This is a genomic window from Actinorectispora metalli (assembly GCF_056323685.1).
In genome coordinates this window covers 2,961,939-2,983,428 of sequence record NZ_JBREYE010000001.1, presented here as the reverse complement: position 1 = coordinate 2,983,428, position 21,490 = coordinate 2,961,939, and the positions used below count along the sequence as shown (strand labels likewise).

The following is a 21,490-nucleotide window of genomic DNA, read 5'->3' as shown; positions in this document are numbered from 1 at the left end:
AATCCATCAGGCACGTGCTCACGCCGTGTCGAAGGGCCCGCCCTCGATCGTCACGGCGACAACGACAATCAACGCGCCCAGCCCGCCGTAGCTGAGCACGTCCACACTGCGGCCGCGCACGGCGAGTAGCCCGGCCTGTTCCGGTGACAGCACCGCCCGCAGGCCAGCGGCGAGCAGCAGGGCGCCGCCCACCAGCGCGGCGCCCTCGCGCCAGTGCGCCTGCCAGATGCGCAGCAACGCGACCGCCACGACGACGAGCACGATTCCCAGCGGCAGGAACGTCGACGCCGGGGAGCCGTTGTGCGGCTGCCTGCTCATCTGGCCTGCCTTTTCCTCGTCAGTCCCGCGCGGCCTGCTCGGCCGCCTCCACGGTGTTGGTCAGCAGCATCGCGACCGTCATCGGGCCGATGCCGCCGGGCATGGGCGCCAGGCAGCCCGCCACCTCGGCCACCTCGGGCGCGACGTCCCCGACCAGGCCGAGCTCGGTCCTGGTCACACCGACATCGAGTACGACCGCTCCGGGTCGGACCATGTTCGCGGTGATCAGACCCGCCTTGCCCGCCGCCGCGACCACGATGTCGGCCCGCCGCACCTCGGCTGCCAGGTCCTTGGTTCCGGTGTGGCACAGCGTGACCGTGGCGTTCTCGCTGCGCCGGGTGAGCAGCAGACCCAGCGGCCTGCCCACGGTGACCCCGCGTCCGACGACGGTCACCGAGGCGCCGCTCAGCGGGATGTCGTAGCGGCTCAGCAGTTCCACGATGCCGCGCGGCGTGCAGGGCAGCGGGCCGGGCTCGCTGAGCACCAGCCTGCCGAGGTTCACCGGGTGGAGGCCGTCGGCGTCCTTGGACGGGTCGATGCGCTCCAGCAGCGCGCCCGCGTCCAAGTGGTCCGGCACCGGTAGCTGCACGATGTAGCCGGTGCAGGCGGGGTCGGCGTTCAGTTCGTCGATGACCGCTTCCACCTCGGCCTGCGACACATCGGCCGCCAGATCGCGGCGGATGGAGTGGATGCCCACCTTCGCGCAGGCCGCGTGCTTGCCGCGCACGTAGGAGTGTGAGCCGGGGTCATCCCCGACGAGCACCGTGGCCAACCCGGGCACGATGCCCCGCTCCCGCAGAGCGGCGACCCGCTGCCGCAGGTCGTCGAGGATCTGTTTGCGCGTGGCCTTGCCGTCGAGGATGGTCGCTGTCACGCGGACATTCTGGCAGCGTCGCACCCGGGCGCCCCGGCCGACCTCGACTCCACGCGGCTACAACGATCAAGAGGCCCGGCGGAGGGCGGGCAGGGCGGCGATGACCACCGCCACCAGCGTCAGGGCCGTCCCCAGCAGGCCGTACACCGTCAAACGCTCGCCCGCGGCGGGCACCGACAGATCCAGCAGCAGCGCGCCGAGCAGCATCCCGGCGACGTTGCCCAACCCCAGCATCAGCACTCCGGTGATCCGCACGACGACCGAGCTTGCCGCAACGAACCCGATGCCGAGCAGGCCGCCGATGTAGAGCAGCGGCTCGTCGGGCAGCCGCTCCGGCAGGCCACGCACGGCGAGGACGACGGCGAGGACGACGAGCAGCACCGCGGTGCCCACCGCGAAGTTCACCAACGCGGGCGGGAGCGCGGCGCGGGCCGCCCGGCCGACCAGGCCGTTGACCGCCGACTGCCAGGCCAGTCCGACGCCCGCGATGGCGGGCAGCACGACGAGTCCCAGTGCCGCCGGGTCGCCCAACTCCTCGACGACCGCGACGAAGACGGCGACCACCGCGAGGGCGGCGCCCGCGACCCTGGTCGGGCTGATCCGCTGCGGGCCTGCCGGCCCGACGCCTGCCCGGTCCACCGCGAGGCTCGCCGCGGCCTGTCCGCCCACCAGCGCGACGGTGAACACGGCGACGCCGAGCGCGGGCACGGTGAGGCCCTGGGCGGCCACCAGGAACGCCCCGCAGGACCCGCCGATGCACTGCCACCAGCGCAGTGACCCGCCGCGGAGCGCGGCGCGGATGCCCGCCATGCCCCGCCTGCTGCCGGGCAGCGCGGCCACCAGCAGTGCGACCACGACCAGTCCGGTGCCGAAGGAGATGGTCGCGGCCGCGATTCCGTCGCCCAGCCTGCCGCCGAGTTCACCGTTGACCCTGGCCTGCGTCGCCATCCCCATGCCGCTGAGCAACGCGACGCCGAGACCGGCGCCGATCGCGGCGCGACGCGGCTTGACGGGGGTCGCGGGATCGCGAGGTGGTGGCGACAGCTTGGCGCGCAAGCAGGTCTCCTCAGACGGCGGCGGTGGTGTCGATGGTCTCGCCTTCGGGTTCGGCCGTCGAACGCGGGCGGGCCATCAGGGCCGCCGCTATCGCCAACAGCGTCAGCAGGGCCGCCATTCCCACCGAGGCGGCCGGGCCCACGGTGTCCAGCAGGCGCCCGGAGACCGGCGCGGCCAGTGCGGCGCCGCCGGTGGTGGCGGTGGCCATCCAGCCGTAGGCCTCCGCGCGGCGGTCCGGGGAGACCAGGTCGGCCATCCGCGATGAGCCCGCCGCCATCATCGGCGCCAGGGCCGTGCCGCCCAGGGCCAGCACCACGCACACCAGCCACAGGGGTGAGGCGCTCAGCGGCGGGAAGGTCAGGGCCAGCGCGGCGTAGCCCGCCGCGGCCAGCGCCAGCCGCAGGGACAGGCGCGGCGGGCCGCTGCGACCGCCGACCACCAGGCCGCCGATCATCGAGGTGATCGCCCACAGCGCGGCGAGGGCGCCGCCGAGCAGCGGGCTGCCGCGGTCGCGGGCCCAGGCGATGAGGCTCAGGTCCACCGCGTGCAGTGAGCCGACGACAAGCACGTACATCGCCAGGATCGCCAGGAACCGGCGGTCGGCGAGCAGTGGCGAGCCCTGCGGTGCGGTCGCGCCGTGCGGCACGCCGACCCAGTCGGTGCGGTTGCTCGCGGCCACCGCGCGGGCGAAGCCCAGCACGCCGCCTGCCGCGATTACCGCGCAGACCAGTGTCGCGGCCCGGCCGCCGGAGAACGCGGCGGCCATGGCGGCGAGCACCGGTCCGACGACGAACAGCAGTTCCTGGAGGGTGGCCTCGATGGAGAACGCCGCGTTCCTGGCGTCGGGGTCCGGGATACGGCTGAGCCTCGACCGGGCGACCTGGGTGACCGGCGGCATGCACAGGCCGGTGAGCAGCGCGACGACCGGCGCGGCGGGGAAGGCGCCCGCGGGCAGCAGGGCCAGCGTGGCCAGGCCCGCGGCGTAGAGCAGGCCGGTGATGATCAGCAGTCGGACCGGCGAGGTGCGGTCCGCGGCCCTGCCGCGCAGCGGCCCGGCGATGCCTTGGCCGACGGTGAGCGCGGCGACCACCAGACCGGCCTTGGCGTAGCTGCCCGTCCAGCCCGCGACGAGGAAGGTCACCGCGAGCGCGGTGCCCGGCATGTGCAGGCGTCCGAAGAGGGACCAGATCAGCAGAGCGAGGCCGTGGGGCACGCCGGAGAGCAGGCGGTAGGGACGCAGCACCCGCCCAGTGTGGCCGGCACCCCTGACAAAACAAGGAAGTTTCGCTTACAACCAGTTCGCCGACACCCCGGCCGAATGGCTCAAGATATTACCCCTGACGGAGGATAAGCAAGGAAATTTGCATCACTGAGTCACTATCGCCCACCGGCGAATCACTCGTTGGATACTCAACCGCAACCGGCGTCGAATACTTTCGACCCCGATGGCATCGATCGTTTACCGGGCGGGGAGGATGTAGGCATGTCACGTCCGAGCCCGCTGGCGCCAGCTGATCAGGAAAAACTGATACAGCAGATCGGCGTCACCCTGCTCCGCGTGGTGCCGGTCGAGTGGCAGCGGATACTCGTCGAGTACCGCGCCGCAGGTCGGCACATCGAGATGAGCGCCGAGGTGCTCGCCGCCGACGGCAGCACGATGAACTGGACCGCCCCCAGGGAGTGCGCCCAGCTCTTCGGGCGCCTGCGGGCGGGCATGTTCGAGGAGGACCGGGGCACCTGGCTGCGCAGCAGGTACCTGATCAAGCAGCCCGCCAGCTACGCCATCGGCTTCGACTACGAGGAGGAGCCGCGCTGGCAGAACCCGCCGCCGCCGATCGCCTTCGTCGACGAGCTGAGGTTCTTCCCCCGGCCCGATGAGAAGGTCCCGGCGTGGATGAGCGAGCGGGCCCGCGCGCCCATGCCCGCCGCCATGTCCCAGCCGCGGATGCCCGCGGCGGGCCCCGGCCGGTTCCGGCTGGCGCGGGTCTTCGACGGCGTGGACTCCGGCGGGCAGCCGATCGCCGAGCGGCCGCCGGTGAGCCAGGACGAGATCCCGAAGCTGCTGGAGTACCTCAGCCGCGCGCCGGTGGTGTTCTCCTCCAGGGGAATGGACACCGACAAGCTCTCGCCCGAGCGCACGCCTGCCGTGCCGATGAGCTTCCACACCGACGGCACCTGGATCTGGTCCGCCGCGGTCCTGTACTACCTCGTGACGCACAACGTCGCACCCGAACCCGGCCTGGTCGAGCACGCCCGGTTGCAGGGCTTCCAGCTTCCCCCGGTGGACGAGCCGACCCGCCGCGCCGCGGCGGCGACGCTGGTGCCGCCCGCCAAGCTGGCTCAGCCCACGCAGCGGGAGATGCAGCCGGTCGGCCGGGAGACCAACGGCTCCGCGCCGGGAGCGCCGAGCCTGGTGGGCGCCCCGTTGGCGGCGCCGCCCGCCGACGAGACGCAGCGCGAGATCGAGACGGCGGCGCTGGATGTGCTGCGCCGCAGGCTTTCCGAGCTTGGCGTGCCGGGCGGTTCGTTCCGTATCAACGAGGTGGACGAGCGGTGCTGGTGCCTGATCCGCGGCGATGGCGGCTGGTCGGTGTTCTGGTCCGAGCGCGGTGAGCGGCACAATTCGGTCACGTTCGGGAAAATCGCGGAGGCCAGCGCTTACCTGCTTGGCGCGTTGCTGCTCGCCCCGATCCCGCACGGCAATTAGCGGCTGCCGGGAATAGGCGCCGGGAAGTTTCGGCCTGCCTGACATCGCCATCTCTCACCCCGGGCATGCCGCCGAACAGAGCAACGCCCGCCACAACGCGGGTGGGGCGGGCACGGAGAGCCACCGCACCCGAGGCAAGCTGCCCCGTTCTTCGTATCCCGGTGATCATCTTCTGCCCAGTAAGGTCGTCCTGGCAGCACGGTTCGACAATCCTCCGGCAGTAAAGAGCCCGACATGGTCCCCATGTCCGACGACGTCTTTCTCGCCCGGCTCCTCAGCGGAATGCGAGATGTACGCGACGGCAATTTCCGGCGACGATTAGCGGTTAACGGAACGGGTTTGCCCGCGCAGATCGCCGCTGTTTTCAACGCCATCGCGGAGCGCAATCAGCGGCTGGTCGGGGAATTGACCCGTCTGCGCCAGGCCGTCGGCAAGGACGGCAGGCTGGACCAGCGCCTGTCCGGCGAGGACTGGCCGGTGGGCTGGTCGCTTGCCGTCGAGGCGGTGAACGGGCTGATCGACGAGCTCATGCACCCGATCACGAACCTGAGCCGGGTCGCGGAGGCGGTCGCCGCTGGTGACCTGTCGCAGCGCATCTCGGCGGAGGTGGACGGCCAGCCACTGCGGGGTGAGTTCGCGCGGCTCGGTCGCACCGTCAACGGCCTGCTGGAGCAGCTGTCGCTGTTCGCCGCCGAGGTGACGAGGGTGGCGCGGGAGGTCGGCACCGAGGGCCGCCTCGGCGGTCAGGCGGAGGTGCCCGGGGTGACCGGCACCTGGCGGGATCTCACCGACTCGGTCAACTCGATGGCCAACAACCTGACCGGCCAGGTCCGCAACATCGCCCAGGTGGCCACGGCGGTGGCCCAGGGCGATCTGTCGCAGAAGATCGACGTGGACGCCCGCGGCGAGATCCTGGAACTGAAGAACACCGTCAACACCATGGTCGACCAGCTGTCGTCCTTCGCCGACGAGGTCACCCGCGTCGCCCGCGAGGTCGGCACCGACGGCCGCCTCGGCGGCCAAGCCCAGGTACCCGGCGTCGCGGGCACCTGGCGCGACCTCACCGACTCCGTCAACTTCATGGCCAACAACCTGACCAGCCAGGTCCGCAACATCGCGCAGGTCACGACAGCGGTGGCGCAGGGCGACCTGTCCAAGAAGATCGACGTGGACGCCCGGGGCGAGATCCAGGAACTGAAAGACACCGTCAACACCATGGTCGACCAGCTGTCGTCCTTCGCCGACGAGGTCACCCGCGTCGCCCGCGAGGTCGGCACCGACGGCCGCCTCGGCGGCCAAGCCCAGGTACCCGGCGTCGCGGGCACCTGGCGCGACCTCACCGACTCCGTCAACTTCATGGCCAACAACCTCACCGCACAGGTCCGCAACATCGCCCAGGTCACCACCGCCGTCGCCCGCGGCGACCTGTCGCAGAAGATCAACGTGGACGCCCGCGGCGAGATCCAGGAACTCAAGAACACCATCAACACCATGGTCGACCAGCTCTCCGCCTTCGCCGACGAGGTCACCCGCGTCGCCCGCGAAGTCGGCACCGACGGCAAGCTGGGCGGCCAGGCCAGGGTCCGCGGCGTGGCGGGCACCTGGAAGAACCTGACCGACAACGTCAACGTCATGGCCGACAACCTGACCAACCAGGTGCGCGGTATCGCGGCGGTGGCCACCGCGGTGGCGGGCGGCGACCTGAGCAAGAAGATCACCGTGGAGGCCAAGGGCGAGGTGATGGCGCTGGCCGCGACCCTCAACGGGATGGTGGACACGCTGTCGGCCTTCGCGGGCGAGGTCACCAGGGTGGCCCGCGAGGTCGGCACCGAAGGCAACCTCGGCGGTCAGGCCCAGGTGCCCAATGTGGCGGGCACCTGGCGGGACCTCACCGACTCGGTCAACTTCATGGCCAACAACCTCACCGCACAGGTCCGCAACATCGCCCAGGTCACCACCGCCGTCGCCCAGGGCGACCTGTCCAAAAAGATCGACGTGGACGCCCGCGGCGAGATCCTGGAGCTCAAGACCACCATCAACACCATGGTCGACCGGCTGTCCTCGTTCGCCTCCGAGGTGACCAGGGTGGCCCGCGAGGTGGGCAACGAGGGGATGCTGGGCGGTCAGGCCGAGGTCGCGGGCGTGTCCGGCACTTGGCAGCGGCTCACCGAGAGCGTGAACCAGTTGGCGGGCAACCTGACCACGCAGGTGCGCGCGATCGCCGCGGTGGCCACCGCGGTGACCGCGGGCGATCTCACCCGGCAGATCACCGTGGACGCCTCCGGGGAGGTGGCCGAGCTCAAGGACAACATCAACCAGATGATCGGCAACCTCAAGGCCACCACCCGCACCAACCAGGAGCAGGACTGGCTGAAGACGAACCTGGCCAGGGTGGCGAGCCTGATGCAGGGCCACCGCGACCTCACGGTCGTCGCCTCGCTGATCATGAGCGAGCTCGCGCCGCTGGTGTCCGCCCAGCACGGCTCGTTCTTCGTGCTGCGCCGTACCGACGGCGACCGCGTGCTGGAGCTTGTGGCCAGCTACGGGCTGGACCCGGCCTCAACCCTGACCACGATTCCGCTCGGCCGGTCGCTGATCGGCCAAGCCGCGCTGGACAAGCGCACGATCCTGGTCACCGACGCACCACCCGGCTACATCACGATCTCCTCCAGCCTCGGCTCCGCGCCGCCGGTGGAGGTGATCGTGTTGCCGTTGGTCTACGAGGGCAACGCGTTGGGCGTCATCGAACTGGCCACCGTCAATTCCTTCACCAAGCTGCACCGGGATCTGTTGGACCAGCTCAAGGGCAGCATCGGCGTCAACGTCAACATCATCCTGGCCAATGCCCGCACCGACGCGCTGCTGTCGGAGTCGCAGCGGCTCGCCGGTGAGCTGCGGGCGCGCTCCGAGCAGTTGCAGGCCCAGCAGGACGAGTTGCAGCGCTCCAACACCGACCTCGCCGAGAAGGCGGAGCTGCTGGCCAGGCAGAAGCGGGACATCGAGTACAAGAACTCCGAGATCGAGCGGGCCCGCCAGGAGCTGGAGGACCGCGCCCAGCAGCTGGCGGTGGCCTCCACCTACAAGTCGGAGTTCGTGGCCAACATGTCCCACGAGCTGCGTACGCCGTTGAACAGCATGCTGATCCTGGCCAGGCTGCTCGCCGACAACGTGGAGGGCAACCTGACGGCCAAGCAGGTGGAGTTCTGCCAGACCATCCACTCCGCGGGCATCGACCTGTTGCAACTGATCAACGACATCCTGGACCTGAGCAAGGTGGAGGCGGGCAGGCTGGATCTGTTCGTGGTGCCGCTGACGCTGGACGAGATCGTGCGGCATGTCGAGGCCTTCTGCAGGCCGCTGGCCACCGAGAAGGATCTGGACTTCACCATCGAGCGGCTGCCGGGCGTGCCGGACACCATCCACACCGACAAGCACCGGCTGGAACAGGTGCTGCGCAACCTGCTCTCCAACGCGGTGAAGTTCACCGACAATGGGGGGATCAGGTTGCGTATCCGCGATGTGCCGCCCGCCGAAGCCGTCTCGCCGTGGCTGCAGGAGGTGTCCGGGGTGCTGGCGTTCGACGTGCGGGACACCGGGATCGGAATCAGGGCCGACAAGCTCAACGTCATCTTCGAGGCGTTCCAGCAGGCCGACGGCACAACCAGCCGTCGCTACGGCGGCACCGGGCTGGGGCTGTCGATCAGCCGTGACCTCACCCAGCTGCTCGGCGGCGAACTACACGTGCACAGCGAACCGGGCGTGGGCAGCACCTTCACGTTGCTGGTGCCGCACCGCACACCGGTCGGCGGCCCGCCGCGGGAACTCGGCGCGGGTTGGGTTTATCCGACCGTGGTGGAACAGCCGCAGGGGCTCACCGCCGCGGAGAACGCGCCCGCGCCGCTGCCCGAGCCCAACGACATCCGGTTCGACGGGCAGAAGGTGCTGGTGGTGGACGACGATGTGCGCAACGTCATCGCGTTGTCCAGCGTGCTGGAGGACCGGGGGCTGACCGTGCTGGTCGCCGAAACCGGGCTGGCCGCGATCAGGATGCTGGAGGAGGAGTCCGATATCGCGCTGGTGCTGATGGACATCATGCTGCCGGAGTTGGACGGCAACGCCACCATGCTGACCGTGCGGGAAATACCCGGCTATGTGAACATCCCGATCATCGCGGTGACCGCCAAGGCCATGAAGGGCGACCGCGACCGAACCCTGGCCAGCGGCGCGACCGACTACGTGACCAAGCCGGTGGACATCGACCACCTGCTGCGCCTGGTGGACGGCTACCTGGCCTAGTGCTCGCCGCCCTCGGAGGTTGGACGTCGCAACGTTCGGGTGGGGTCCGCTCCGCGCTGCGGTTCGGGGTACATGCGGAGCGGACCCGTCCCCATGGAAGGGACCGGCGGTGCGCCGGGCGCTTGTGCTCGGGTAGCAGCATCGGAACTGAGCCGCGGCACCGGGCTGTGCCGATCCTGTGGTCCTCAGGGCTGTACACCAACCATGAGACCGCACGCACCGCGGAGGACACAGAGTCCTTGGACCCTGATTGCCGAATATTCAGATTCTGTTGCCGCAGCGGCGGATTGGGCGTAGAAGCTATGGGCCCGGATGCCTGCCCAGCTGCCAGCGGACCGAGAACGCGGCGGCCTGGGTGCGGCGCTGCATGCCCAGTTTCGCCAACACCTGGGAGACGTAGTTCTTCACCGTCTTCTCGGTGAGGAACAGTTTTTCGGCGATCTGCCGGTTGGTCAGGCCCTCCCCGATGAGCTCCAGCACCGCGCGTTGCTGCGGGGTGAGCCTGCGCAGCGGCTCGGCCGCCTCCCTGACCCGCAGGTTGTCCATCAGCGCGGAGGTCGTGTGGTGGTCGATCAGCGTCTCGCCCGCCACCACCCGCCGGATCGCGGTGATCAGCTCGGCGCCGAGCACATGCTTGAGCACATAACCCGCCGCGCCCGCCATCACCGCGTTGAGCAGCGCCTCGTCGTCGGCGAACGAGGACAGCATCAGACAACGCAGCTCCGAGTGCCGGGACCGCAGCTCACGGCACAGCTCCACGCCGTTCCCATCGGGCAGGCGCACATCGATCACGGCGATGTCCGAATGTGAACCCGGAATGGTCATCAGTGCCTCGGCGACCGAGGCCGCCTCCCCCGCGATCGCCAGATCATCGTGCTCCGCGACGAACTCCTTCACGCCGCGCCGCACGATCTCGTGGTCGTCCACCAGGAAAACCCGTGCCGCCGCCATCCATCACCACCCGCCCGCCACGGCAATGACTCCACCTTGTCGACTCCCCGGCCGGTCTGGGTACCGCCGAAGTTCTCCATTCGCCTGATCGGCTCTCCAGTCGTACCCGGTCAGGGTCCGTGGTTGGTGAGCTTTCCGCGCCTGCCGACCCGGTGGTCGCGCCACTGGGCGTACCCCTCGTACTCCCGGTCGCCTTCGTGGAAGGTCCACCCGCCGATCCGAGCCCCCTGTACTCCAACATATTCGGCGCCGCGCATGAGGGTGAAGTGCACGTGTTCGCCCTTGGCGGCGCCGCCGCAGGGGGTCGCGGTGGAGGTGCGGCCCAGATAGGTGCCCGCCTCGATGCGGGCCCCGTCGGCGAGGTCGGCGAGCGCGACGAGGTGGTAGTAGGTGGTGGACAAGCCGTTGTCGTGCACGATCCGGATCACGCCGCTGCCTTCCTTGAGGCAGCTTCGGTAAACGGTGCCCGCGGCCGGGGCCAGCACCCGGTTGTCGCTGCCGTGGAAGTCCAACGAGTGGAACGGCCTGCTGCCATCGGCATTGCCGTGCGGCCCGCCGCCCATGTACCAGCGGTCACCCCAGCGCCACGGCAGGGACAGGCCCGTCTCCAGCCTCGCTCCTGGCGGCTCGGCGAGCGCCGACCGCTCCTGCGGCGGGAGCACCGACGCCGCCCACTCGGTGAACAGCGGTGTGCCCTCCAGCCCGACCTGCCAGCCGTTTTCGGTGTGCCGGGCCAGGAACAGCACCAGCCGGGGCGCCTCGTGGACGGTGTCCGGCACGGGCAGCGTCGCGGTGCCGAAGGTCAGATTCCCGGTGTGCCTGATCGTCTCGATCAAGGGGTGGCCCGCGTCGCTCGACCTGCGCTGGTCGGCCAGTGCGCCCGCGACCGTCACCGCGAGGTCGTCGGCAGGCCGCGCGCCTGCCCCGTCGAGGACCACCACCGAACCGAGCAGCAGTGCGAGCAGGATCACCGCGAGCCGTCGAAACCGGTAGACGTGCACGCGGGGATCGTTTCGGGTCCGGTGCCCTTCTGCCAACCTGCGATCACTCGATCGAGATGGCGTCGCCTATGTCATATCCGGTGAAACCGGAAATCAACGGGCAGGGCTGCTGGTTGTGTGCAGCAGAACCGATACCCGACCAGGGGGAGACATGTCCGATCCAATCCGTGTGGCAGTCATCGTCGGCAGCACCCGTGAGGGCCGCTTCGCCGAGACCGTGAGGGACTGGGTGGTGGCCAAGGTGGCCGAGCGCGAGGACCTCGTGCTCGACTCCATCGACCTCGCCGAGGCGGCGCTGCCCGCCGTGCACGCCAAGCAGCCGAACGAGGCCACCCAGCAGTTCGTCGAGCGCATCGGCCACGCCGAGGCCTTCGTCGTGATCACTCCCGAGTACAACCACAGCTTCCCCGCCTCGCTGAAGTTCGCGATCGACTCCGCGAACGCCGAGTGGCGTGCCAAGCCGGTCGCGTTCGTCTCCTACGGCGGCATCTCCGGCGGCCTGCGCGCCGTCGAGCAGCTTCGGCAGGTCTTCGCCGAACTGCACACGGTGACGGTCCGGGACACGGTGAGCTTCCACAACGCCTGGAACCAGTTCGACGGCGAGGGCAAGGCCGTGGACGCCGAGGGCACCAACGGTGCCGCCAAGGTCCTGTTCGACCAGCTTGTCTGGTGGGCCGACGCGCTCCGGGAAGCCCGCGCCAAGCGCCCCTACGGAGCCTGAGCGCGGATCAGCGGAAGTCCCTTGAGGTGGACGGGATTCGCATGTCGAGGGGTTGGAGGCGGTCCGCGACCAGGCTGACCACGCCTTCGGCGTTCTCGACGATGCCCCGGATCAGCATGGCCTGGCTGGAGCGGGCGACGCGGCGGTAGCGGGCCCACAGGCCCGGACTGCACACCACGTTGATCATGCCGGTCTCGTCCTCCAGGTTGAGGAACGTGACACCCCCGGCGGTGGCGGGCCGCTGCCGGTGGGTGATCGCGCCACCCACCAGCACCCGCGTGCCCTGCTCCACCTCGGACAGCTTCGCCGCGGGCAGCGCGCCGAGTGCGTCCAAGCGGCCGCGAATGAACTGGGTGGGGAAGCTGTCCGGGGACACCCCGGTGGCCCACACATCGGCGACCGCCAGTTCCACCTCGTCCATGCCGGGCAGCATCGGGGCGCTGGTGCCCACCGCGGTGCCGGGCAGCCGGTCGGGTCGCTCGCCCGCCACCGCACCTGCCGCCCACAGCGCTTCCCTGCGGGCCAGTGCCCGCCCGTCCCGGCCGGTGAAGCAGCCGAACGCGCCCGCGGTGGCCAGCGACTCCACCTGCGCCGTGGTGAGGGTGACCCGGCGCCCGAGGTCCACCATGTCGGCGAACGGCCCGTTGCGCCGCCGCTCCTCGACGATCTTCTCGGCCATCGTCTCGCCGATCTGCCGCACCGAGCCGAGCCCCAACCGCACCGCGGCCTCATCCGGTCCCAGCATGTCCGGCCGCGGCGCGGCGCCGGCGTCCACCGGTTCCAGCGTGGCGTGCGCGAGGCTGGCGTTGAGGTCGGGGCCGCGGACCGTGACACCGTGCCTGCGGGCGTCGGCGACCAGCGACTGGGGCGAGTAGAAGCCCATGGGTTGGGCCCGGAGCAGGGCGGCGCAGAACGCCGCGGGGTAGTACCGCTTGAACCACGAACTGGCGTAGACCAGCAGCGCGAAGCTCAACGCGTGGCTTTCCGGAAAGCCGAAGTTGGAGAAGGCCAACAGCTTGGTGAAGATCTGCTCGGCGAGTTCGCCGTTGATGCCGTTGGCAGCCATGCCCTCGAAGAGCCTGCCCTTGAGCCGCTCCATGCGTTCGGTGGAACGCTTGGCGCCCATCGCCCTGCGCAGTTCGTCGGCCTCGGCCGCGGAGAAACCCGCCACCTCGACGGCCATTTGCATCAGCTGTTCCTGGAACAGCGGCACGCCAAGGGTTTTCTTCAGCGCGCGTTCCAGTTTGGGATGGTCGTAGGTGACCTCTTCCTGTTTGTTCCGCCTGCGGATGTAGGGGTGCACCGAGCCGCCCTGGATGGGGCCGGGCCGGATCAGCGCCACCTCCACCACGAGGTCGTAGAACTCGCGCGGCCGCAACCGGGGCAGGGTGGCCATCTGGGCGCGGCTCTCCACCTGGAAAACCCCCACCGTGTCGGCCTCCTGCAGCATGTCGTAGATCTGCGGGTCGGCCAGGTCCAGCCTGGCCAGGTCGACGTCGACGCCGTGGTGTTCGGCGGCCAGGTCGATGGCGTAGTGCAGTGCGGAGAGCATGCCGAGCCCGAGCAGGTCGAACTTGACCAGGTTGATGGAGGCGCAGTCGTCCTTGTCCCACTGCAGGACCGAACGGTTCTCCATCCTGGCCCATTCCACCGGGCACACCTCGCTGACCGGGCGGTCGCAGATGACCATGCCGCCGGAGTGGATGCCGAGGTGCCGGGGAAAGCCCTCCAACTCCAGCGCCAGCCGCACCACCTCGGGCGGGATGTCGTTGTCGTCCTGCTCCACAGTGGACTCGACCGGCCCCCACCGCTCGATCTGCTTGCTCCACGCGTCCTGCTGCCCCGGCGAGTACCCCAGCGCTCTGGCCATGTCCCGGACCGCGGAGCGGGCCCGGTAGGTGATCACATTGGCGACCTGCGCGGCGTGGGTGCGCTCGTACTCGCGGTAGACGTACTGGATGACCTCCTCGCGGCGGTCGGACTCGATGTCCAGGTCGATGTCCGGCGGCCCGTCCCGCTCCGGGGCCAGGAAGCGCTCGAAGAGCAGTTCGTACTTGACGGCGTCGATCTTGGTGATGCCCAGCGCGTAACAGACCGCCGAGTTGGCCGCCGAACCCCGGCCCTGGCAGAGGATGTCCTCCTTTTCGCAGAAGGCCACGATGTCGTGGATGATCAGGAAGTAGCCGGGGAATCCGAGCTTCTCGATGATCTCCAGCTCATGCTCGATCTGCCGGTAGGCGGCGGGGTTGGCATCGGGCAGGCCGTAGCGGCGGGCCGCGCCCCGGTAGGTCAGCTCCCGCAGCCAGGTGTCCTCGGTGAAGCCGGGCTCAACCTTGAACGGGGGCAGCTTGGGCGCCATCAGCTTCAGGTTGAACGCGCACTGGGTGCCGAGCTTCGCGGCCCTGGCCACCGCGCCGGGATACCGGGCGAACCGGGCCGCCATCTCCACCCCGGACCGCAGGTAGGCGGTCGGGCCGGGCGGCAGCCAGCCGTCCAGTTCGTCGAGCCCGCGCCGGGCCCGCACCGCGGCCAACGCTCCCGCCAGCCGGAACTGGTCCGGGTGGGCGTAGTGCGCCGCGGTGGTGGCCACCGTCGACAGCCCGGCCGCCTCGGCCAGCGCGGCGAGGAGGTCGTTGCGCCGGGTGTCCTCGGGCAGCCCGTGGTCGGTGAGCTCGACGACGACATGTTCGGCGCCGAACAACCCGACCAGCCGGTCCAGTTCGACCGCGGCCGCATCCGGTCCGGCCGAGGCCAGCGCGGACCGCACCGCCCCCTTGCGGCAGCCGGTGAGCACCAGCCAGTCGTCCCCCGCGGTCGCCCCGACCTCCTCCAACTCGTACTCGGGCTTGCCTTTCTCGTTGCCCCTGAGCTGCGCCACGGTGATCGTCTGGCAGAGCTTGCGGTAGCCGTCGGGATTGCGCGCCAGCACCAGTAGGTGGGTGCCTTCCGGATCGGGAACCCCGGTCTGCGGCGCGGTCAATCCGAGGCTGAGCTCCGACCCGAAGATCGTCTGCACCCCGAGTTCCGCGGCGGCTTCGGCGAACCGCACCACCCCGTACATGCCGTCGTGGTCGGTCAACGCGATCGCGTTGAGCCCCAGCCGGGCGGCGTGCTCCACCAGTTCCTCGGGGTGCGCCGCCCCGTCGAGGAAGCTGAAGTTGGAGTGCGCGTGCAGTTCGGCGTAGGCGACCAGGCTGCGTCCGTTGTCCGGCACCGGCCCGTGCCGCTCGCTGCGGATCGGCCGGTAGCGGTCCCGCCGCCGGGTCCACGCCGGGCTGTCCCCGCCATCACCGGGAAACCGCACGTCCCGCGGCCGCCCGGAAAGCCTGCCCTCGAAGTCCGACCAACGCAGCGGCGGGTTGTTCCACCCCATCAGCCCCACCCCCGGCCGCAGCCGACCGGCGCCCTGCGGCGCAGCACGCACTCCCCCTCTGCCCGCCGCTCAGCAGTCGGGTTTCCTTGGCGCATCACGACCCGCAGGCTCCCTGACCCACAGCTGGGCTCCGCAACCCGACCGGACCTCCTGAGCGCACCACCGGGTCGATTCCCATGCGCATCAGTACTCGCCCTCGATCCACCAGCGGATGCCGTCGAAGCACAGGAGCAACGCCAGTTGTCCCTGTGCGTCACCGGTATCCAGGACGACCTGGAACCGGGTGTGTGCGGGCTGGTCGTCGTTCCACCACCGCTCGTGCACCGGCCATGGCCCGGCCCAGGCCAGCACCGGCAGGCCTGCCACCTGATGCGGCGGGGCGCTGACCGCGTCCCGGGGCGTGAGGGTCACCGACCTGCCTTCGGCGTCGGTGACGGTGGTGTCCCGCGGCGGCGAGTGCAGCGTCGTCGGTGACGGCGCTGGCAGCCTGCCCGGCCACGGCGCATCGGGATCGCGTTGTGGGGTGAGCTCATCGCCCCACCGCACCAGCCGCACCCGGTCCTGCGGCGCGCGTCCACCGCCCAGCACCGGGGTCAGCACCGCGTCCGGCCCGAGCAGCCCCTGTACCCGCACCATGGCCCGGCCCGCCCGCTCGTCGGCTGCCCCGAAGTCCCCGCCGCTGCGCAGCAGGTCCAGTTGCAGCGCGGCCGCGCCGACCACCTCTTCCGGCGCCAGGCTGAGCATCGTGATGCCCGCCGTCGGCGTGCCGGGCCGGTGTCTCGGTGCCCGCGGCCCGCACCGGCAGTGCCGGTGTTGCCGACAGGCGTGACACACCTCGGCCGCTCGGGTGGCCCGGGCGACGCTGGAGCCGTTGAGCCAGCCCTCCAACTGCCAGCGGACCCGGTCGGCGGTGCCCGCCGGGGTCAGCGGCTCCGCGCAGCGCCAGACCCTGACGAGTTCCTCCCCGTTCTCCGTCTGCGCGGAAATGGCCAGCCGGGTGCAGGCCAGCCCGTGCCGGGCCAGCCCCGAGTGCAGCTTGTCGGCCATCGCCCGCCCCGCGAAGGCCGCCGCGTCGACGCGGTCCACCGGCGGGTCCAGCACCTGGCTCACCGTCAGCTCGGGCGGCGGGCGGCGCCGCGCGGGCGGCCGCTCCTCCAGGCCGCGGCTCAGCCGGTGGGCCAGCACCGCGTCCGCGCCGAAGCGGGAGGAGACATCCCGCTCGGTCAGCGCGGCGAAGGCGCCCAGGGTGCGCAGACCCAGCCTGCGCAGCAGCCCGACCAGTTCGGCTCTGCTCTCCCGTCGCTCCGCGGGCTGATCGAGTTCCAGGATGCTCAGCGGCGCCAGGAACTCCGCGCTCCCGCCCGGCGCGACGACCGTCCCGCGATGCGCGGCCAACGTCGCGGCGAAAAGCCCGTCGGCGATGCCGATGGCGCATTCCGCCCCCGCCCCGGAAACCTGGTCGGTCAGCCGCTCCGCCGCGGCCCGCTCCCCGCCGAAGTACCGCGCGGGCCCCCTCGCGGGCACGGCCACCAGCCCCGGCCGCACCACCTCGACACCGGGGGCGAGTTGCTCCACGGCCATCACCACCGGCTCGAAGCAGCGGGCATCCCGCACCGGATCGCTGTCCAGCACCACCAGTTCCGGGCACCGCGACTGCGCATCCCGCCGACGCATCCCCCGCCGTATCCCCTCCGCCCGAGCCGCCGCCGAACTGGCCACCACCCGATTGGCGTGGAACACCGCCGCACGCGAGGTCAACCGCAGATCGGCCGCCGTACAGGCCGCCACGACCGGCCAGTCCGGACACCACACCACCAGCATCCGAACCACCCCGCGCCCGGCTCGGGTAGTGGGGTGGGGGGCTTCCCCCCTCCCCTCCCCCCACCCTCCCCTTGTAGCTGGGTTGTTCATGCTGTGACGCTTGGGCGTGCGGCTGTCGCAGGCGTGCGTGCGGCTGTCGCAAGGGTGCGTTCAGCTGTCGCAGGGGCGCGTTCGGCTGTCGCGGGGGTGCGTGTGGCTGTCGCAGCGGCGCGATCAGCTGTCGTGGGGGTGCGTGCGGCTGTCGCGGGGGTGCGTTGGACTGCCGCCACAGCGGTTTTCACCGGGGCGGTTTTGCCGTCGGGGGCGGGGAGTAGGAGGCGGGTGTGGCGGGGGCGGGCTGCGGGGCCGCGGCCGGTGGAGCGCACGGACAGTTCGCGTTCCTGGAGGTGGCCGTGGCCTGGGCCCAGGCCACGCCATACGGCTTCGGTGCAGGTCAGTTCGATGTCGGCGCCCGGCCAGCGGCCCAGGGGGAGCAGTACGGAGTTTCGGTTGCGGGCCCTGGCGGACAGGCGCCGCTTCTGCGCGTCGTTGAGAGCGTCGATACCTGCGATCGCGACCAGATCCATGCCGTCCAACAGTGCGGAGGCCACCGCCATGAGTTCGCTTCCCGGCCGTGGTACCAGGGCTAGGCGGTGTGCCGCTGCTCCCGCTTCCGCCGCGGCGAGCACACCCAGCCCTGGCATCCCGACCACGCCCGCCCACGAACCCGAGGCGGTGGCCTCTGCCATCAATGCGAGCAGAAGTGCGACGGACCCGCGCGATCCGTGCACGGCCACCGTGTTGCCGCGGCGCAGCCCGCCCCACGGCAACACGGTCGCCAACTCCGCTCGTACCGGCAGCAGCTTTCCCAGGCCTACATCGCTGGGAGCCGGAGCCACCCCGTTGGCTCTGACCACCCCGTCCAGCGATGCAAGCGCTGCGACCACCACACCGGACACCGGCTGACCTCCACCACGCATCGTGCACGCACCCTTGAGCACGACACCGCCGTGGGGAGCCGGCAGTGCTTGCGAATTAACTGAGCCCCGACGCCAGTTACCTCGCTGTTCGAACTTGTGTTCGATGGGATTAGTAAACCGGATTGGGGTGGGGAGGTCAAGAGGTGGGGGTGCCTCTATCGCGTGAATGGGAGGAGGGTTGGTGGACCTTCACGACGGCGGCTTCGCCGGCCGGACCGTCGCCCAACGCGGTGTCACCGTCGCCCTGCGGCACACGGCATCCGGGTCCTCGGGAGGACCGGATCGCCGAGGCGTCAGCGGCGTACGCCGATGCCCACGATCGAGTCCGCGTTCAGCACCGTGACGCCGCGTTCGAGGCTCAGCGTCTCGAACCGGGCACGTGACCGCCGCAGCGCGGGCTCGTCCAGACCGTCCAGGAGCCTGCGGCCCGCGGAGCCGCTCATCAGGTCCCACGCCAGGTCCGCGTCGACCGGCACCCGCCTGGTGATCTCGTGTGCGGACACCTCGGCCAGGCCGAGGGACTCCAGCCAGGAGCGCACCTTCTCGGCGGTGTTGACGCGCTGGGCGGGAGTGGTGGCGCTCAACGGCTTCGGCGGTTCGGGCAGTTCCGGCTTCACCGCCTCCACCATGATCTCCGGGATCGGCTGGATCGCATGCTCCGACCAGGTCGTCACCGCCAGCCGCCCGCCAGGGCGGAGCAGCCCGGCCAGCCGGGCGGTGTCGCGGTCCATATCGGGCAGGAAGAACACGCCGTAACAGCACTGCACCACGTCATACGGGCCGTCTGCCCACGCGGTCACGTCGGCCTGGGAGAAGCGGATCCGGGTCAGGCCGCGCGCGGCGGCGTTCGCCCGGCCCTGCTCCAGCAGCCCGAGGGAGAGGTCCACGGCGTCCACGTGACCCGTCGGGCCCACCGCCACCGCGGCGGGCAGGGCCGAGCCGCCCGCACCGCAGCAGGCGTCCAGCACCCGGTCGCCCGGTCGCGGCGCGGCCAACTCCACGGTTGCCGTGCCCAACGGCTCCCAGAGCAGCGGCGACCACCGCTCGAATCCCGCGCGCCCTGCGGTGAACAGCTCCCCAAGACTCATGACGCCAGCCTACCTGAGAACCGTTTTCACCTAGTGTGCGAAGTGGCGAGTCCCGGTGAGGTACAGGGTGGCACCCGCGGCCTCGGCCGCGGCGATCACCTTGGCGTCGCCGACCGAGCCGCCGGGCTGCACGACGGCGCGGACACCCGCCTCCAGCAGCACCTCCAGACCGTCTGGGAACGGGAAGAACGCATCCGAGGCCGCCACCGCGCCCTTGGCCCGCTCACCCGCCCTGGTCACGGCGAGGCGGGACGCGTCAACCCGGTTGACCTGGCCCATGCCGACGCCGACCGTGGCACCGCCCGCGGCGAGCAGGATGGCGTTGGACTTCACCGCTCGGCAGGCCCGCCAGGCGAACGCCAGGTCGGACAGGGTCTGCTCGTCGGCGGGCTCACCACAGGCCAGCGTCCAGTTGACCGGGTCGTCGCCCGCCGCGTCGATGGCGTCCGCAGTCTGCACAAGCAGGCCGCCGGACACCGCGCGCAGCTCCAAGCCACCGCGGCGGGGCGGCTGGGCCCGCAGGATGCGGATGTTCTTCTTGCGGGACAACACGTCCACCGCGCCGTCGGCGAACGAGGGGGCCACGACGACCTCGGTGAAGATCTCCGCGACCTGCTCGGCCATCGGCACCGTGACCTCGCGGTTGACCGCGATCACGCCGCCGAACGCGCTCACCGGGTCACAGGCGTGCGCCCTGGCGTGGGCGTCCGCGATCGCGTCCGGCCCCTCCACCGCGGACACCGCGATGCCGCAGGGGTTGGCGTGCTTGATGATCGCCACACAGGGCAGCTCGTGGTCGTGGGCGGCGCGCCAAGCGGCGTCGGCGTCCACGTAGTTGTTGTACGACATCTCCTTGCCGTGCAACTGCTGGGCCACGGCCAAACCGGGCGCGGTGTCGCCCGCGGTGTAGAGGGCGGCGCGCTGGTGCGGGTTCTCGCCGTAGCGCAGCACGCTTTTGCGCTGCCAGCTCGCACCGACCCAGCCGGGAAAGCCCGAGCCCTCGTCATCGCCTGCCAGCGCGCTGCCCATCCAGGAGGCCACCGCGATGTCGTAGGAGGCGGTGTGCCGGAACGCGGCCACCGCGAGCGCCTGCCGGTCGGCGAGGGTGAAACCGCCGTCGCGCACCTGGGCCAGCGCCCAGTCATAGCGGGCGGGGTCCACGACCACCGCGACGTTGGCGTGGTTCTTGGCGGCGGCGCGCACCATCGCCGGCCCGCCGATGTCGATCTGCTCCACGCAGTCCTCGGGCGCGGCGCCGGAGGCCACGGTCTGGGCGAACGGGTAGAGGTTGACCACCAGCAGGTCGAAGGGCTCCACCGCGAGGTCGCGCAGCTGCTCGGCGTGGCCTGCCCGGCGGACGTCGGCGAGCAGCCCAGCGTGCACCCCGGGGTGCAGGGTCTTGACCCTGCCGTCGAGGCACTCCGGGAAGCCCGTGACCTGCTCCACCGGCGTGACCGGGATGCCCGCCTCGGCGATGGCCGCGGCGGTGCCGCCGGTGGAGACGATCTCCACCCCCGCCTCCCGCAGGCCCCTGGCCAGCTCGATGAGACCCGCCTTGTCCGAGACGCCGATCAACGCGCGTCGCACCGGCTTCCGGCCACCGACAGCCTCCTCGCCGACCGGGGTGGAAATCGACTGCGTCACGGAATGCTCACCTTTCGTCCGGTCACCGTGCAGCCCGTGCGGACCAGCTCGGCGATGACGGCGACCAGCAGCCGCCGCTCTGAGGTCTTGATGCGTTCGTGCAGGCTGTCGGCGGTGTCATCGGGCAGCACCGGCACGGCCTCCTGCACCAGGATCGGGCCGGTGTCCACACCGGAGTCCACCAGGTGCACCGTGCAGCCGGTGACCTTCACCCCGTAGGCCAGCGCCTCCGGCACCGCGTGGGCACCGGGGAAGGACGGCAGCAGCGCGGGGTGGGTGTTGAGCACCCGGCCGCCGAAGCGCTCCAGGAACAGCGGACCGAGGATCTTCATGAAGCCCGCGGACACCACCAGGTCGGGCTCGTGCTCGGCGCAGGCCTTGGTCAGCGCGGCATCCCAGCCCGCCCGGTCCGGGTGGTCCTTGCGGCGCTGCACGAAGGTCGGCACCCCCGCCCGCTGGGCGCGGGCCAAGCCCTCGATGCCGTCCCGGTCTGCGCCGACGGCGACGACGGTCGCCGGATACGCGGGGTCCGCGGTCTCGTCGAGCAGGGCTTGCAGCAGGGTGCCGGAACCGGAAACCAGAACGACCAGCCGGGCCGGGTTGGACAGGACCAGAGGTACGCCCCGCTCGCTCAGCACCGGCGGCCCGCCGGCGGGTCGAACATCATCGTCGGATCTCCCG

General features: G+C 70.9%; 15 protein-coding genes. 3 read left to right on the top strand and 12 right to left on the bottom strand.

Annotated elements, in window-relative coordinates:
• Positions 1-18: 18 nt before the first annotated feature.
• The 4 genes from ACU6XJ_RS13985 to ACU6XJ_RS13970 all read right to left on the bottom strand — a co-directional run bounded on the left by ACU6XJ_RS13985 (position 19) and on the right by ACU6XJ_RS13970 (position 3,491).
• The gene (locus ACU6XJ_RS13985; RefSeq protein WP_476310791.1) at positions 19-318 is read right to left on the bottom strand and encodes a DUF3017 domain-containing protein; all 300 of its coding nucleotides are present in this window, start codon (positions 316-318) and stop codon (positions 19-21) included.
• Between the two features lie 19 nt (positions 319-337).
• Positions 338-1,192, bottom strand: coding sequence for a bifunctional methylenetetrahydrofolate dehydrogenase/methenyltetrahydrofolate cyclohydrolase (locus ACU6XJ_RS13980; RefSeq protein WP_476310789.1), 855 nt, complete (start codon positions 1,190-1,192; stop codon positions 338-340).
• Between the two features lie 66 nt (positions 1,193-1,258).
• Positions 1,259-2,248, bottom strand: a complete 990-nt coding sequence (locus tag ACU6XJ_RS13975) for a DMT family transporter (RefSeq protein ID WP_476310786.1) — start codon at positions 2,246-2,248, stop codon at positions 1,259-1,261.
• A 10-nt stretch (positions 2,249-2,258) separates the two neighbouring features.
• Positions 2,259-3,491 (bottom strand): MFS transporter, encoded by a 1,233-nt coding sequence (locus ACU6XJ_RS13970; RefSeq protein WP_476310784.1) that lies wholly within the window; start codon positions 3,489-3,491, stop codon positions 2,259-2,261.
• A gap of 240 nt (positions 3,492-3,731) precedes the next feature.
• On the opposite strand from ACU6XJ_RS13970, the gene ACU6XJ_RS13965 reads away from it, so the two are divergent.
• Both ACU6XJ_RS13965 and ACU6XJ_RS13960 read left to right on the top strand, forming a co-directional pair.
• Entirely contained in the window at positions 3,732-4,955 is a 1,224-nt protein-coding gene (locus ACU6XJ_RS13965; RefSeq protein WP_476310782.1) for a hypothetical protein, read from the top strand.
• Positions 4,956-5,189: 234 nt separating this feature from the next.
• Positions 5,190-9,251, top strand: coding sequence for a HAMP domain-containing protein (locus ACU6XJ_RS13960; RefSeq protein ID WP_476310779.1), 4,062 nt, complete (start codon positions 5,190-5,192; stop codon positions 9,249-9,251).
• A gap of 300 nt (positions 9,252-9,551) precedes the next feature.
• On the opposite strand, the gene ACU6XJ_RS13955 is transcribed toward ACU6XJ_RS13960, so the two are convergent.
• Complete coding sequence (locus ACU6XJ_RS13955; protein ID WP_476310777.1) at positions 9,552-10,202, bottom strand: response regulator; 651 nt, start codon at positions 10,200-10,202, stop codon at positions 9,552-9,554.
• A 110-nt stretch (positions 10,203-10,312) separates the two neighbouring features.
• Complete coding sequence (locus tag ACU6XJ_RS13950; RefSeq protein WP_476310775.1) at positions 10,313-11,203, bottom strand: M23 family metallopeptidase; 891 nt, start codon at positions 11,201-11,203, stop codon at positions 10,313-10,315.
• A 151-nt stretch (positions 11,204-11,354) separates the two neighbouring features.
• On the opposite strand from ACU6XJ_RS13950, the gene ACU6XJ_RS13945 reads away from it, so the two are divergent.
• The gene (locus tag ACU6XJ_RS13945) at positions 11,355-11,924 is read left to right on the top strand and encodes an NADPH-dependent FMN reductase (RefSeq protein WP_476310772.1); all 570 of its coding nucleotides are present in this window, start codon (positions 11,355-11,357) and stop codon (positions 11,922-11,924) included.
• 7 nt (positions 11,925-11,931) lie between these two features.
• Here the strand turns inward: ACU6XJ_RS13945 and ACU6XJ_RS13940 are convergent, their stop codons facing one another.
• The 6 genes from ACU6XJ_RS13940 to purN all read right to left on the bottom strand — a co-directional run bounded on the left by ACU6XJ_RS13940 (position 11,932) and on the right by purN (position 21,447).
• Positions 11,932-15,297, bottom strand: a complete 3,366-nt coding sequence (locus ACU6XJ_RS13940; protein WP_476314006.1) for an error-prone DNA polymerase — start codon at positions 15,295-15,297, stop codon at positions 11,932-11,934.
• A gap of 183 nt (positions 15,298-15,480) precedes the next feature.
• Complete coding sequence (locus ACU6XJ_RS13935) at positions 15,481-17,118, bottom strand: DNA polymerase Y family protein (RefSeq protein WP_476310771.1); 1,638 nt, start codon at positions 17,116-17,118, stop codon at positions 15,481-15,483.
• A gap of 86 nt (positions 17,119-17,204) precedes the next feature.
• On the bottom strand, positions 17,205-18,077 hold the full coding sequence (locus tag ACU6XJ_RS13930) for a hypothetical protein (protein ID WP_476310768.1): 873 nt from the start codon (positions 18,075-18,077) through the stop codon (positions 17,205-17,207).
• 293 nt (positions 18,078-18,370) lie between these two features.
• The gene (locus ACU6XJ_RS13925; protein ID WP_476310765.1) at positions 18,371-19,165 is read right to left on the bottom strand and encodes a class I SAM-dependent methyltransferase; all 795 of its coding nucleotides are present in this window, start codon (positions 19,163-19,165) and stop codon (positions 18,371-18,373) included.
• A 30-nt stretch (positions 19,166-19,195) separates the two neighbouring features.
• The gene (purH, locus tag ACU6XJ_RS13920) at positions 19,196-20,809 is read right to left on the bottom strand and encodes a bifunctional phosphoribosylaminoimidazolecarboxamide formyltransferase/IMP cyclohydrolase (RefSeq protein ID WP_476310764.1); all 1,614 of its coding nucleotides are present in this window, start codon (positions 20,807-20,809) and stop codon (positions 19,196-19,198) included.
• Positions 20,806-21,447, bottom strand: coding sequence for a phosphoribosylglycinamide formyltransferase (purN, locus tag ACU6XJ_RS13915; RefSeq protein WP_476310762.1), 642 nt, complete (start codon positions 21,445-21,447; stop codon positions 20,806-20,808). The genes purH and purN overlap by 4 nt, the downstream gene beginning before the upstream one ends.
• Positions 21,448-21,490 lie beyond the last annotated feature (43 nt).

Bases quoted from the DNA above. Each gene is read 5' to 3' on its own strand.
- ACU6XJ_RS13965 (WP_476310782.1), top strand. From the start codon at position 3,732: ATGTCACGTCCGAGCCCGCTGGCGCCAGCTGATCAGGAAAAACTGATA.
- ACU6XJ_RS13960 (WP_476310779.1), top strand. From the start codon at position 5,190: ATGGTCCCCATGTCCGACGACGTCTTTCTCGCCCGGCTCCTCAGCGGA.
- ACU6XJ_RS13955 (WP_476310777.1), bottom strand. From the start codon at position 10,202: ATGGCGGCGGCACGGGTTTTCCTGGTGGACGACCACGAGATCGTGCGG.
- ACU6XJ_RS13935 (WP_476310771.1), bottom strand. From the start codon at position 17,118: ATGCTGGTGGTGTGGTGTCCGGACTGGCCGGTCGTGGCGGCCTGTACG.
- ACU6XJ_RS13930 (WP_476310768.1), bottom strand. From the start codon at position 18,077: ATGCGTGGTGGAGGTCAGCCGGTGTCCGGTGTGGTGGTCGCAGCGCTT.
- ACU6XJ_RS13985 (WP_476310791.1), bottom strand. From the start codon at position 318: ATGAGCAGGCAGCCGCACAACGGCTCCCCGGCGTCGACGTTCCTGCCG.
- ACU6XJ_RS13940 (WP_476314006.1), bottom strand. From the start codon at position 15,297: ATGGGGTGGAACAACCCGCCGCTGCGTTGGTCGGACTTCGAGGGCAGG.
- ACU6XJ_RS13945 (WP_476310772.1), top strand. From the start codon at position 11,355: ATGTCCGATCCAATCCGTGTGGCAGTCATCGTCGGCAGCACCCGTGAG.
- ACU6XJ_RS13925 (WP_476310765.1), bottom strand. From the start codon at position 19,165: ATGAGTCTTGGGGAGCTGTTCACCGCAGGGCGCGCGGGATTCGAGCGG.